The sequence below is a fragment of the Thermosynechococcus sp. B1 genome (assembly GCF_030322985.1).
Taxonomy (GTDB): Bacteria; Cyanobacteriota; Cyanobacteriia; order Thermosynechococcales; family Thermosynechococcaceae; genus Thermosynechococcus.
In genome coordinates this window covers 947297-960869 of sequence record NZ_CP096573.1, presented here as the reverse complement: position 1 = coordinate 960869, position 13573 = coordinate 947297, and the positions used below count along the sequence as shown (strand labels likewise).

Annotated in this window: 14 protein-coding genes; 5 read left to right on the top strand and 9 right to left on the bottom strand. The window is 55.0% G+C overall.

The features are described 5' to 3' along the window. The first annotated feature begins 21 nt into the window (after window positions 1-21). The gene (locus M0644_RS04915) at window positions 22-1986 is read left to right on the top strand and encodes an adenylate/guanylate cyclase domain-containing protein (RefSeq protein ID WP_286626859.1); all 1965 of its coding nucleotides are present in this window, start codon (window positions 22-24) and stop codon (window positions 1984-1986) included. On the opposite strand, the gene M0644_RS04910 is transcribed toward M0644_RS04915, so the two are convergent. The 5 genes from M0644_RS04910 to M0644_RS04890 all read right to left on the bottom strand — a co-directional run bounded on the left by M0644_RS04910 (window position 1983) and on the right by M0644_RS04890 (window position 5036). After that, window positions 1983-3110: a geranylgeranyl reductase family protein gene (locus M0644_RS04910; RefSeq protein ID WP_286627161.1), complete on the bottom strand. Its 1128-nt coding sequence runs from the start codon at window positions 3108-3110 to the stop codon at window positions 1983-1985. The two genes, M0644_RS04915 and M0644_RS04910, sit on opposite strands and share 4 nt — an antisense overlap. A gap of 69 nt (window positions 3111-3179) precedes the next feature. Next, window positions 3180-3398: a GDCCVxC domain-containing (seleno)protein gene (locus M0644_RS04905; protein WP_286626857.1), complete on the bottom strand. Its 219-nt coding sequence runs from the start codon at window positions 3396-3398 to the stop codon at window positions 3180-3182. Window positions 3399-3414: 16 nt separating this feature from the next. After that, entirely contained in the window at window positions 3415-3792 is a 378-nt protein-coding gene (locus M0644_RS04900) for a SaoD/DsrE family protein (RefSeq protein WP_149818687.1), read from the bottom strand. Between the two features lie 32 nt (window positions 3793-3824). Then, window positions 3825-3980: a DUF2256 domain-containing protein gene (locus tag M0644_RS04895; protein ID WP_149818685.1), complete on the bottom strand. Its 156-nt coding sequence runs from the start codon at window positions 3978-3980 to the stop codon at window positions 3825-3827. Window positions 3981-3989: 9 nt separating this feature from the next. Then, complete coding sequence (locus M0644_RS04890) at window positions 3990-5036, bottom strand: GTP-binding protein (protein ID WP_286626855.1); 1047 nt, start codon at window positions 5034-5036, stop codon at window positions 3990-3992. A 208-nt stretch (window positions 5037-5244) separates the two neighbouring features. Here M0644_RS04890 and pyk point away from each other — a divergent pair, with 208 nt between their 5' ends. Beyond that, on the top strand, window positions 5245-7029 hold the full coding sequence (pyk, locus tag M0644_RS04885; protein WP_286626854.1) for a pyruvate kinase: 1785 nt from the start codon (window positions 5245-5247) through the stop codon (window positions 7027-7029). Window positions 7030-7043: 14 nt separating this feature from the next. Then, on the top strand, window positions 7044-7997 hold the full coding sequence (locus tag M0644_RS04880) for a serine hydrolase (RefSeq protein WP_286626853.1): 954 nt from the start codon (window positions 7044-7046) through the stop codon (window positions 7995-7997). On the opposite strand, the gene psaK is transcribed toward M0644_RS04880, so the two are convergent. Continuing rightward, window positions 7974-8225: a photosystem I reaction center subunit PsaK gene (gene psaK / locus M0644_RS04875; protein WP_226972017.1), complete on the bottom strand. Its 252-nt coding sequence runs from the start codon at window positions 8223-8225 to the stop codon at window positions 7974-7976. The genes M0644_RS04880 and psaK overlap by 24 nt on opposite strands. A 95-nt stretch (window positions 8226-8320) precedes the next feature. On the opposite strand from psaK, the gene M0644_RS04870 reads away from it, so the two are divergent. Beyond that, window positions 8321-9013: a phosphoribosylanthranilate isomerase gene (locus tag M0644_RS04870; protein WP_149818675.1), complete on the top strand. Its 693-nt coding sequence runs from the start codon at window positions 8321-8323 to the stop codon at window positions 9011-9013. Here the strand turns inward: M0644_RS04870 and M0644_RS04865 are convergent. After that, complete coding sequence (locus M0644_RS04865; RefSeq protein WP_149818673.1) at window positions 8963-9697, bottom strand: DUF2993 domain-containing protein; 735 nt, start codon at window positions 9695-9697, stop codon at window positions 8963-8965. The genes M0644_RS04870 and M0644_RS04865 overlap by 51 nt on opposite strands. Before the next feature lie 141 nt (window positions 9698-9838). Between M0644_RS04865 and M0644_RS04860 the strand changes: the two genes are divergently transcribed. Next, window positions 9839-10423, top strand: a complete 585-nt coding sequence (locus M0644_RS04860; RefSeq protein WP_286626851.1) for a Uma2 family endonuclease — start codon at window positions 9839-9841, stop codon at window positions 10421-10423. Here the strand turns inward: M0644_RS04860 and M0644_RS04855 are convergent. Then, window positions 10420-12978, bottom strand: a complete 2559-nt coding sequence (locus M0644_RS04855; protein WP_286626850.1) for a DUF3536 domain-containing protein — start codon at window positions 12976-12978, stop codon at window positions 10420-10422. The two genes, M0644_RS04860 and M0644_RS04855, sit on opposite strands and share 4 nt — an antisense overlap. A 113-nt stretch (window positions 12979-13091) precedes the next feature. Beyond that, entirely contained in the window at window positions 13092-13481 is a 390-nt protein-coding gene (locus tag M0644_RS04850; protein ID WP_149818669.1) for a universal stress protein, read from the bottom strand. Between the last annotated feature and the right edge of the window lie 92 nt (window positions 13482-13573).

Sequence of the window (13573 nt, the reverse complement as noted above, 5' to 3'; positions counted from 1 at the left end):
CTCTCGCTTGTTAGCGAACCTATGTTGCCCCTATTGTCCCATTTTCGCCGCACCTTTGCCGATCTCGGCCTGATTCTGGCGGCCAGTGCCATCGCCAGCACGGTGGTGATTGGGATTCGTCAAATGGGTTGGCTACAACCACTGGAATTGGGTGCCTACGACCGCCTGATGCAATTGCGCCCCATGCCCGGCCCCGATCCGCGACTATTGGTGGTGGCAGTCACCGAAGCCGATATTCAACGTTACCGCTCCCTATCGCTGCCGGATCAGATCTACGCCCAAGCTCTAAAACAACTCCTCAAACATGAACCCCGTGCCATTGGCTTGGATATTTACCGCGATTTTGCTGTACCGCCGGGGCATGAAGCGCTAAACCGCCTTTGGCTGAATTCTGATCGCCTCTTTGCGGTCACGAAACTAGGGGATGCTACTCACCCAACCATTCGTCCGCCGGCTGCCCTCAGTGCCGATCAGGTGGGATTTAATGATGTCACGGTTGATGCCGGTGGCATTGTCCGTCGCAGTTTACTCTTTTTGCCGGACGATCAGGGGAATACACTGTACTCCTTCTCATTGCGGCTAGCGCTGCGGTATCTGGCGGATGAGGGAATTGAGCCTCGCAGCAGTGATGCCGATCCCAATGTAATGCAGTTAGGACAAAGCATTTTCACACCCCTGCAACCCAATGATGGTGGCTATGTGGGGGCAGATACAGCGGGCTATCAGGTTATGCTCAACTATCGCGGTGATCAGCGGGCAGTGACGTGGGTACCTTTGGAGGATGTGCTTAATGGGCGGGTTGCTCCTGCATTGATTCGCGATCGCGTGGTTCTCATTGGCAACATTGCCGAAAGTGGCAAAGACTTTTTCTATACCCCCTTTAGTTCCGGCCTGCGGGACAATCAGCGCATGGCAGGGGTGTTTATCCACGCCCAAATGGTGGGGCAATTCATTGATGCGGGTTTGGGCGATCGCGCCGTCATTTGGTTTTGGCCCAACAGTGTCGAGAATGTTTGGATTGTTCTTTGGGCATTGATTGGTGCCATCCTTGCTTGGCGAGTGCGCCATCCTCTAGCCTTAGCAACGGCAGTGGCAACGGCTCTACTACTTCTTTTGCTCACCTGTTACGGCCTATTTCTCAAGTTGGGCTGGGTGCCCCTTGTACCGCCGGCATTGACCCTCCTCCTTGGCAGTGGCGGGGTAGTCAGCTATACCGCACAGCAAGCCCAACAGCAACGGCAAATGGTGATGCGCCTCTTGGGTCAAAGTATCTCCCCAGAAATTGCCGCCGCCATGTGGGAACGGCGCGATGAACTCCTCAAGGATGGTAAGTTGCCCGGCCAACGCCTGATTGCCACACTGCTTTTTACTGATTTGAAGGGGTTTAGCACCATTTCTGAAGGTATGGAACCGGAGGAACTCTTTAACTGGCTCAATGCCTATCTAGAAAAAGTGGCGGATGTGGTACAAAGCTACCACGGCGTGATTAATAAGTTCACCGGTGATGGCATTATGGCCGTGTTTGGCGTGCCCATTAAACGAACCAGCCGCGAAGGAATTGCCATTGATGCCCGCAATGCCGTGGATTGTGCCTTGGCCTTGGGACAACTGCTAGAGGAACTGAATCGTGAATGGGCGGCTCAAGGGCTACCGCAGGTGATGATGCGGGCGGGGATCTACACAGGTCCGATTGTGGTCGGCAGTCTCGGTAGTAAAAATCGCCTCGAGTACGGTGTGATTGGCGACAGTGTGAATACCGCCTCGCGCCTTGAGAGTGTGGACAAGCACCGCCAGCCTAGCCCCTGTCGGATTTTAGTGGCACAGGAAACCCTGGAGTATCTCGGCGATCGCTACGAGGTCGAGGCATGGGGACCTTTGGAACTCAAGGGCAAAGAGCGCAAAATTCAGGTCTTTCGGATTCTTGGCCTACGCAAGGGACTGGCGATCGCCCCCAATCAGCCCACCGCCATTGAAGTGGAGATCTAACGTCCGGGAATCAGGGAACTACTGAGCCGTTGGATGGCACGGCCGGCAATATCGCGATAGCGCAACTCACCACAGAGGACTTGACCCAGCCGCTGGGTAGCGGAGGGGCGTTTCATGGCAAGGTGGTAGCCGACCTTCGGCATGCGATGGAAGAGTGCTGCGAGGCGTTGCGCCCACACTAAATCCGCTCCCCATTCCTCCTGCAAGGTTTTGCTGTAGGTGGCCAAGGCATCCACTTCACCAGCAAGAGCCGCATCAATGGCTTCAGCAGCCCGCATGCCACTGTAGAGAGCCGGACGAATGCCTTCGGCGGAAAAGGGATCCACAAGACCAGCGGCTTCACCCGCAAGGAGGGCATGGGGGGTATGGAGTGGTTGCTGACCCTCCCATACCCGCAGGGGATGGTATTGAATGGCATAATCGGCCAACTGCAGCCCATGGGCAGCACAATACTGTTGCAAAATCGGTTCCCAATTGGGGCGATCGCTCCCCCGTACAACAGCAACCCCCACCGTTCGCTGATCTCCCTTGGGAAAACTCCAGAGGTAGCCATTTTTCACGAGGCCAAATTCAAAATGCGCCGCGCGATCCCCCCCTAGATTGGGAATGGTCAGCACCGCCGCAGTGCGCACCACTTTGGGCTTAAACCCCAGCCACTGAGCCACTTGACTATTGGCACCATCGGCAGCAATGAGATACCGCCCGCCATAGGTCGTGGTTGCCGTGTGGATCTGCCAGTGATCTGCTTGGAAGGTAATCCCAGTAACCTCGGTCTGATCTGTAACAACCGCACCCTTTTGTTGTGCCTGCTGCAACAGGTACTGATCAAACACCGTGCGATCAACAATCCAGATGGGTTCGGGAATGCTTAACTCGGCTTCAATGGCATCCCTGAGCTGCCAACTGTAGCGCACAGTGCGGGTGGTATCGGCAATGGCGGGCTGAAAATCAAAATCAAACCACTGGGCAATGGCGGGTGAAACCCCTCCAGTGCAGGGCTTTGAGCGGGACAAGGCCAATTTTTCTAGAACCAAAACCTGACGTCCGCGGCAAGCGAGATGATAGGCGGCTGACCCGCCGGCAGCACCCCCACCCACCACAATACAGTCGTAGATTGCCTGCATACAGTTACTCACGGGAGGCAAAAGCGCCCCCACGATAGCGGTTTCCTCAGGGGATAGCAACCCCCAATTCTAGCGATCGCCAGTGTGTTCCAGCTGCCGCGATGGACAAGGAACCGTGCCATAGCTACAGAAGACACAACAGTCCCCCGCCTTGGGTTTGAGGTGGGCATGACATTGGGGACACTCCCAGAGCACGACACAGGCATCGCTGGGCATCCATTCCGCTTGCTTCGTGTGACAATGGGGACAGACCAAGGTGCTGGAAAACACAACTGACGGTTGACTCATCTTCCTCAGCAGAGACTCAAAGGGTAATGACTTGATCGAGTCCGCTTCCTGCAAGGCTAGCATAAAACTGCGGAAAGCAGCCACACACTACCCCTTCAACCATCCCCTTGGCTTTGACAGAACCGGTGCCACATTCGTCAAATGTTCCTTCGGCCAAACCACGGCGCACCGCACACTGATCACAGGCCATGAGTAAAATCCCCTGTTCCTTGGCAATGCGGGCTAAGCGCTCACCAACGGGATCCCCTAAACGCAAACAAAAGAGATTATCATCAAAAAACATCATACCCACCACTTCAGCGCCATGATCGCCCCGCTCCAGCTGCGGTAAAACCATGGTTGCCAACTTAAAGGTGCTGGCCATGTCAGTGGCAAAAATATAGGCAACTTTCATAGAACCATTCCTTTTGATTCAGCAAAAGCACATTAACTTTGGGCTTGGGAGCGCCGCCGCCGACAGCGCTCAGAACAGTACTTGACCTCCGGCCAGCAATTTGCCCATTTTTTGCGCCATTGGAAAGGCCGCCCACAGACCAGACAAATTTTGCTAGGAAGGTCTCCCTTGCGCCGTTGCTTGGCCATGATTGGGGGTTATGCGTCAGTGACACAGGCAGCCAACTGGGTCAGCAGGGTTGGATGATCCAAATTTTGGCCAATGAGAACCAGTTGATTTTTGCGATCGCCTTTCCATTCCTCATCATCGAGGCTAAAGCGCTTACCACTGAGGTGAAAGACGTGGCGGCGGGGACTTTCCTTAAACCAAAGGATGCCCTTGGCACGAAAGACGGATTCGGGGAGTTGGTGATCCAGAAAATACTGGAATTTGCGCAGTTCAAAGGGGCGATCGCTCTGGAAAGACACGGAAGTAAAGCCATCCTCCTCAAGGTGATTGGAGTGATGATGAGGGTGATGATGGCCATGATCACAGTGTTCGTCACACTCATGGTCTTGGTCGTGATCAGAGTGTTCATGCTCGGGATGGAAGTAGCGATCGCTCTCAAACAGCCCCACACTCAAAATCAAGGGCAGGGGCACTTGCGCCTTCACCGTGCGAATGATCCGCGCCCCCTCCCGCATCTCGTGAATTCGCCGTTCTAACTCCTGCAAGCGTTCCTCAGTGACGAGATCTGCTTTGTTGAGGAGAATAATGTCACCGTAGGCAATTTGGCTTTGGGCAGCGCTGCTATTGAAAAGATCAAGACTAAAGTTCTCCGCATCCACCACCGTAATAATTGAATCCAAACGGGTGAGATCCCGCAGATCTGTTCCTAAAAAGGTCAGAGCCACCGGCAGCGGATCCGCCAAGCCCGTTGTCTCCACCACCAAGTAGTCCACCTTGTCGGGGCGCTCAAGCACTCGATAAACCGCATTCACCAAGTCATTGTTAATCGTGCAGCAGATACAGCCATTGGTGAGCTCCACCATGCCCTCATCTTGGGTCACCAATAGCTCATTATCAATACCAATCTCCCCAAATTCATTGACAAGGACGGCGGTCTTCAGTCCCTGTTGATTAGTCAGAATATGATTGAGGAGTGTGGTTTTACCACTACCGAGAAACCCGGTAATGATAGTTACCGGTAGGCCGTGCTTCATTGCCTCCATTTTGGCGGTTGTAGGCAGGGAAGAAGTCGTCATAGGCAGGCTGTTACGGGCGAGAATTATTCTCAAATTATAGCCGCTGCACCTCCCTCAAGGGGGGAGCGATCGCTGTAGGCTAGAAACAGGACTCAATTGCCACCAACAGCCGTTACCGTGGGTAGGACAATGTCCAAAACGCTCCTGCGTATCTCCCCATGTCAAGCAAAATAGGGTAACCTGTTGAGGCCTAACGATTAAGTTAAATATGTCGAACCAGCCGTTGCAACGCCGCACTAAAATTGTCGCCACCATTGGTCCAGCGGTTAGCCATCCCGATAAACTGCGCGCCATTATCCAAGCGGGAGCGACTACCCTGCGCCTGAATTTTTCCCATGGTACCCACGACGATCACCAGCGCAGCATCCGCCTGATTCGCCAAATTTCCTATGAGTTGGGGCAACCTGTGGGCATTTTGCAGGACTTGCAAGGCCCCAAAATTCGCCTCGGGCGGTTTGAACAGGGCTCCATTTCCCTCAAACGGGGCGATCGCTTTACCCTCACGAGTCGCTCTATCATGGGCAATCAGCACATTAGCTCCATTACCTATCCCCCCTTGGCTCAGGAGGTTCCCGCCGGCGCCACAATTTTGCTCGACGATGGCCGCGTGGAAATGTTCGTGGAAGAAGTGGATAAGGAGGCGGGTGAACTCCACTGCCGAGTGGTTGTTGGCGGCACGCTCTCCAATGCCAAGGGTGTGAACTTTCCGGGGGTTTACCTCTCGATTAAAGCCCTGACAGAAAAAGATCGTGAAGATCTGATGTTTGGCCTCAATCAAGGGGTGGATTGGGTGGCCCTCAGCTTTGTTCGCAATCCCCAAGATGTACTGGAGATCAAAGAACTGATTGCCAACGCTGGGAAGCAGGTGCCGGTGATTGCCAAAATCGAAAAGCACGAGGCGATCGAGCAAATGGATGCCATCCTCTCCCTCTGCGATGGTGTCATGGTGGCACGGGGAGATTTGGGGGTGGAACTGCCCGCCGAAGAGGTGCCGATTCTGCAAAAACGGCTGATTGCTGCCGCCAACCGCTTGGGCATTCCCGTGATTACGGCCACCCAAATGCTGGACAGCATGGTGAAAAGCCCTCGCCCCACCCGTGCCGAGATTTCCGATGTCGCCAATGCTATTCTCGATGGCACCGATGCCGTGATGCTCTCCAATGAAACGGCCATGGGGGAATACCCCGTCGAGGCAGTGAAGATGATGGCCACGATTGCCGCCCGCATCGACAACCAACCCCAACTGCGGCAACCGCCCGTGGCTGAGTCCATAGCGGTGCGTTCCATTCCCAATGCCATTAGTCAAGCGGTGGGACAGGTGGCAGCACAGCTTCATGCCAAAGCCATCATTACCCAAACCAAGAGCGGCGCTACAGCCCGCAATGTCTCCAAGTTTCGTCCCCAAATTCCGATTTTGGCGGCAACGCCCCATATCGAGGTGGCACGGCGCTTGCAGTTAGTCTGGGGGGTCGAACCACTGCTGACTCTGGATCATCCCTCGATGCGGCAGTCGTTTCAGGCAGCCATTAATGCGGCGCAGGAGCGGGGCTTCCTAGAGGAAGGGGATCTAGTGGTGATGACCGCTGGCACGCTGCAAGGGGTCTCTGGCTCCACGGATATGATCAAGGTGGAACTCGTCACCTCGGTGATGGGACGCGGCTGTGGCATTGGTCATGGGTCGGTGAGTGGCCCGGCGCGGGTGGTGCACGCAGGAATGCCAGTGCGCACGTTTAATAGTGGCGAAATTTTGGTAGCCGAGCGCACCAGTGCTGAATTGGTGGAAGCCATTCGCAAAGCGGCAGGCATTATTACCGAGGAGGATAGCCTCACCAGCCACGCGGCGGTCCTAGGGTTGCGCTTGGGCATTCCGGTGATTGTTGGGGTCAAAAATGCCACCCGCCTGATCCGCGAGGGCACGATTCTCACTATGGATGTGGAACGGGGCTTGGTCTATTCCGGTGCCCGCAATGGGGTCGAGCGATCGCCCGAGTAGGAGTGGAACAGGCAATGATTTTTTTTCAGGCCAACACCTATCTCACGGATTTGGTGACGCGGACGCTCCAAGCGACATGGCAACACTTTCCTTGGCTGGGACAAGAGGACATTGCCCTGACCTTATTGGTGTATCCACCCCCCATTCCCGTGAATACGGGCGGAGCGCTGACCGCAGCAGAATTTTGGCGGTATTCGATTCCCGGCGCCCATTATCGCGGCGATGTACCGATGTACCCGGCCAGTGTGGTGAAGTTGTTTTATCTGGTGGCCTGTCATGAGTGGCTCCATAGTGGCATGCTTCAGCCGGATGCGGAATTAGCACGCGCCCTGCGGGATATGATTGTGGACTCCAGCAATGATGCCACGAGCCTCGTGGTGGATATGCTCACGGGGACGACCAGTGGCCCGGTGCTGCCACCGGAACCTTTTCGCACATGGCAATACCAGCGCAATATCGTCAATCGCTATTTTCAATCCTTAGGGTGGCCAGAGCTAACTAATATCAACGTGAATCAAAAAACGTGGTGTGATGGCCCCTATGGACGAGAGCAGGAATTTGTCGGGCGCGATCGCCAGAATGCCAATCGTCTGACAACCAATGCAACCGCCAAGCTGATCCATAGCATTGTGGGGGGCGTAGCCGTCTCTGCCAGTGCCAGTCAAGCAATGATGGAACTGATGGAGCGTTCCCTCGATCCAGAGCTTTTGGCCGAGGATCCAGAAAACCAAGTACAGGGCTTTTTGGGGGAAGGGCTACCGCCGGGGGCAAAGTTGTGGTCAAAGGCGGGACTCACCAGTTGGGTGCGCCACGATGCGGCCTATATTGAACTCCCCAATCATTGCCCCTATACCTTGGTGGTTTTTACGGAAAATTGCACCGCCAGCAAGAATACGGAGGTACTGCCCTTCCTTTCCCGTCAGATTGCTAAGGGTATTCCGACCCTAGAGGGCACCGGAGTACTGTAGGCCGCTGACGACACCTGCTGCCAAAATGTGGCCAAAGCTGGTAGTAGCCAGCAATTCCGGCAGACCAAAGCCTTCAAAGAGGGCGGGCAAGGAAACGGGTAAACCGGGGCCTTTTCCCCGTGATTGAATGGCATAGCGGCCAATGGCGATCGCAAACAGGTTGCAGAGGATCACCACCAAACCCACAGACGGCGTCCAAGTGGTATCGGGGAGCGTGGCTAACACCATGGTTCCTCCTAAATGGGTACAATTGCCCATGAATTATACGGAACGGCCTGATCGCCCACCGCTAGTTCTTTACAAAATGGTGCATCTCGTTACAAATGCTTAACTCAACTGTCCCTGCCAAAATTACTGTCAAAATTTGTGGCTTGACTCTACCCGAACAGGCGATCGCGATCGCCCAAATGGGCGTCAGTGCCCTGGGGTTTATTACCGTGCCCCATTCCCCCCGCTATGTCCCCGCAGCAACCATTGCCGAGATTTGTCGGCAGTTGCCCCCCTCAGTACTGACTGTTGCCGTGGTTGCCAATCTCGATTTAGCAGCATTAGCCCATTTAGTCACAACCACAGGGGTACAGGCACTGCAGCTTCATGGCAGCGAATCGCCCGAGTTTTGCCAACAGGTGCGCCATACTTTCCCTAATATTGTGTTGATCAAAGCCCTGCGGGTGCGATCGGCAGCCAGCCTCGCTGAGATTCCCGCCTACGCCCCGATTGTGGATCGTATTCTTTTGGATGCTTACCATCCGCAGCAGTTGGGAGGCACGGGACAGCCCTTTGACTGGACGCTCCTCAAAGCGTTACACGTTCCTTGCCCTTGGTGGCTGGCGGGGGGTATTACGCCCGAAAATTGTCGGCAGGCGATCGCCCAAACCCAACCCCAAGGGATTGACCTAGCCAGTGGTGTGGAAAGCCAACCGGGAATCAAGGATTTAGGACGCGTAGCAGCGTTGCTGAGCAACCTAGGGATAAATGCAAATCATTCCCTGCACCCTGAGGGCACCCGTTTCTAGCCGCAACTCCTGAATGGCCACCCCCTCACCCAAATCAATGGCCACCGTGGGATGAGGGTCACCTTCCCCTTGCCAATGCACCTTTTCTAAGCAGAGGGTTCGCTCATCCTGCAAGCGCACCTGGGTCATCAAATGCCAATCCGCCTGCTCCCCTTGGGCATTCACCATCGAGAACACCAGTTTGAGGCACCCAGCACCCAATTCTGCCTGCGTACGCCGCAATTGCCACTCTTGCAGATTGACCCCTGCTTTGCCCAAGCCGCGCTGATCGAGCAATTTCAGCAGTTCCCGTAGGCCGGATTGCAGGAGCGGCGCCCCCAAAGAGGCGTTGAGATCGGCTTGGTTGAGAATTAGTTCCCCGCGTACCGGCACTGGTGCCAAGAGTTTTAGGGGTTTGCCTCGCAACACTTGTCCTAGATTAATCTGAATCTGTTCCGCTTGGACGGCTGCTTGGCGCAATTGAATACCGCGATAACTGGCTCTTGCTGCGGCAATGCGCACGTGGGGTAAGTATCCCCGCAAAATCTGGCGATCGCCCCCTTGAATTTGAATTTCCAAGCCTGTTGCCTGCTCCAACTGCGCAGATAACCACCAGTGCAACGCCGGTTGCAAGACTCGGGGAATTAGTCCGCGTTCAGAAGCGGCACCAAACGCCTCAGCCATTTCTGGCGACGTTAACGACATACGTACTCCTCACACACTTTTTGGGTGATACCTAGGCCAGCCTATGGGGCTAGTTCGCTGATTTTAACGAAACTGGACGTAGGTTTGGTCTGGCCAGAGGCAACTTTCCTAATTTGCTAGAACTGGGGTAGTGGAAACGCGATGAGAGGCTGCTCAGCCATGCTGACGATCGCCCTACAACCGGTGCTGGAACTAACCGATGAGCAGTTTGCCGCAATTTGCCGCCAAAACCCTGATCTGCGGCTGGAGCGATCGCCCCGTGGAGAATTAATCATTATGCCCCCCACAGGTGGAGAAACCGGCAGGCGCAATCTTCAAATAGCTGTTCAACTGTACCTCTGGAATCAGCAATCCCGATTGGGCGTTGCCTTTGACTCCTCGACGGGATTTAAGCTGCCCAATGGCGCCATTCGCAGTCCCGATGTTGCTTGGATTCCAAGCGATCGCTGGCACGCCTTGACCCCCGAACAACGGCAAGGATTTGTACCGCTTTGTCCCGATTTTGTGATTGAGCTACGCAGTGATGATCTGCGGCCACTCGCAGCCAAAATGCGCGAATATCTGGACAATGGTTTGCACCTAGGCTGGCTGATTGGCCCGCAAAATCAACGGGTAGAAATCTACCGTTCTCAAATGCCCCCTGAAGTCGCGATCGCCCCTCGGCACCTCTTTGGGGAAGACCTGCTCCCCGGATTCGTGCTGGATTTAACGGAGATTCTTCCCTAGGAAGAGAGGGCAACCAATAGTTGGGGATCAACCTTGAGGCGGATAGCTAAGGTTTGTAGGTGACGGCGATCGCCCTCGCTGAGGTGCCTGCCCTTCTGCCGCAGTTCACCCATCAGGGTATAAAGCTGTTCCTGTGCCCGATCCAGATTCAGGTTCAAACCTAAGGCATCGCCAATGGTGATCAAGTCCTGCAGCAGGGGACTCAACTGGCTAAGGGTGTCACTGTCGAGGTGGTGGGCAAGATAACGCAATCCAGTGCTAATTTGCTGCTCAAGGAGTCGCTGTTGCTCTTGAAGGCTAAGGTGACAACCCAACAACCGTGCTTCACGGGCGATCGCCGCCAATTCTGCTAAATGGTTTTGTAGATCCGCCAAGGGCAAATCACTGAGATCGCTCAGGTCTTGCTCTAAACCCCGCAAATGGCTAATGGCACGATGGGTCAACGCCACCGCTGCCGCGACTTGCAATTCTTGGGGCACACTCAGGCCATCCCGCTGAAACCCCATCAGGATACCGTAGTTATCGCGATAGACTTGGGTATAAAGCTGATCCAAGCGCGTAAGGGTTTCCCGCGCCAGCACCCCCATGAGACGGTGTCGTTCCTCAGCAAAGAGATCATCCAAGCTGTAGGCTACCCCCCCAAAGCGTTCCGTAATTGCCACCACCACCCGTGCTGCACTCCCCTGTTGGAAGGCTTGCAGGAGATGGGTCTTGATCTGGCTATATTCCCGCCGCCCTTGGAAGGGTTGAATCCCACAGTGGAAATCCCAGCCCCCCAAGTGCAAGACAGCAAAGATCAGCAGTTGGGACTCGGTTGTCATCGTCGAGGTGAGTTGAATCTGGCCGATCGCCAAGGTCAGGCTGCCCATGCGTTGGAGATGATAATCCCCCTGCTCGATCTCATAGCAGTAGAGCTGGTGTTGGCGGGGGTAGCTGTTAAAGAGGGAACTCATAGCATAGTGGGCGGCCACCTGCTGCAAGCTAATTTGAGCCGTTTTCACCAACTGGTGATAGACTGCTGCCCCATTGCCAAACTGGGGCACATTGCTGGGGGCAGCGGCCAGACGCTCAATAAACTCCGGTTCCAACTGCACCCCTGCCACATCTCCCGCCAGTTCGATCGCCCGTGCCGCATAGCGGAGAATTTGTACCCCCTCAGGCCGCGAGAGTTCATCAAAGAACCAGCCACAACTGGTAAACATCAGCAGGGCATGGTGCTGCATCTCCAGCAGACGCAGGGCATCAATTTGCTCGCTTTGACTCAGGGGGCGGCGTTGGTGATGTGCCAAAAAACGATGCAGGGTCTCCGGGGCGCGATCGCCCAGCACCTGAATATAGGCATCGCGGGCAGCCCAAACATCCTGAAATAGCTCGCCCCCAAGCGTTTCATAAATGTCAATTAGCTCATCCCGCAGCCAGTTCAGCGCCTCCCGCAAGGGGCGTCGCCACAGTTGCTGCCACTCGCCTCCGCCACCGCAACCACAATTGTCCTGCCAGCGATCCACGCCATGGGCACAACTCCACGCCGTGACGGGTTTGAGTTCCACCTCCCATGTGGGCGGGAACAGGCTGAGGTAGTAGGCAAAGTTAGTGATCTGCCAGCCTCGACGGGGAATTTCTACCTTAAAGGCATAGGCGAGGGCTTTTTCGCCACCATACTTGTGATGGCCAAAGGTCTCGCCATCGGTGGCAACGGCAATGATTTGACTGGGGCGATGATCACCGCGCACGGCCTGTCCCAACCGTCCTGCTAGAAATTGCGAGCTAGTGAGCAGATCGCTAAAGCCCATGTCCCGCGAAATGGGGCCATCGTAGAAGAAGATATCCAAGTAATCCCGCTGGCGATCGCCCTCCGGCAAATAGCAGCGATAGGGACGGGTCGGATCAATTTGGCTGCCACTGACTTCAATCCACTCGCTTTCACCGTCGGCAAGAATGGGACGACAGCGTTGGGCTTGGGAAGGTGCCAAAATCGTAAAGCGAATCCCCTCCTGAATCAGGGCGGCTACGGTGTCATAGTCAATGGCCGTTTCCGCCAGCCACATCCCCTCCGGCTCGCGGCCAAACCGCCGCCGAAAGTCCGCCTTGCCCCACCGAATTTGCGTGAGTTTGTCGCGGTAGTTGGCCAAGGGCAAAATCATGTGGTTATAGACTTGGGCGATCGCGTTGCCGTGGCCATTGAAGCGCTGACAACTGTGGCGATCAGCCTCAATAATGCGCTGATAGACCTCAAGATCGTAGCGTTCGAGCCAACTAAAGAGCGTCGGGCCAATATTAAAGCTGAGGTATTCAAAGTTATTGACAATATCAATGACCTCACCGCGATCGTTGAGAATCCGCGCAAAGGCATTGGGGCGATAGCACTCGTAGTAAATACGCTCATTCCAATCGTGGAACGGCTGGGCACTGGGTTGGTGTTCAATGGCATTGAGGTAGGGATTTTCGCGGGGGGGCTGATAGAAATGGCCATGGATGGTTACGTACACCCCAAGGGCTTGCAGTTGATCAGCAGCAGGGGAAAACACGGTCGGCGTCACATCTGTTGGATTCAGCATGCAGATCAACCACAAGACAACACATTCACTTTCCTTGATCATCGGCGATCGCCCCAAGGGCTAGGCCGCCTGTGAGGAAACTTTAACCTCCGCAAGATTCAGTTACGCAGCGCCTAGGGCACCACCAAGACCGGACAGGGCGCCAAATTAATCACGCGGTTGCTGACACTTTCTTGAAACCCCTCTGGGGTCAGGCCCGTTCCTCGGCAACCCATAATAATCAAACTGGCATTGATCTCATCGGCCACATCACAGATCACAAAGGCCGGTTTGCCGCGCCGTAGCAAAGTTTCCGCCGCAATCGCGTGTTGGGCAAAGGCCTCCTTAGCACGATTCAAAAATTCTGTAATCGCTGCCTCTAATTCCGCATCCGGTTCAGGGCTTTCCTCCACTGATAGCAAAAACAACTGACTCTGAAACAACTTCACCATCTCCACCACGGTAGGTATGGCTTCTTGGGTGTCACGGCTACGGTCAATGGGAAAAAGAATGGTTTTGAACATAGAGTTCACCTCATTGGAGTCAAGTGGAAGGGCACGCCCTTGGGTAGAATGAGGGTCAGGTGAGGGTTCTGTAACGGGTCACTCCATCGCTG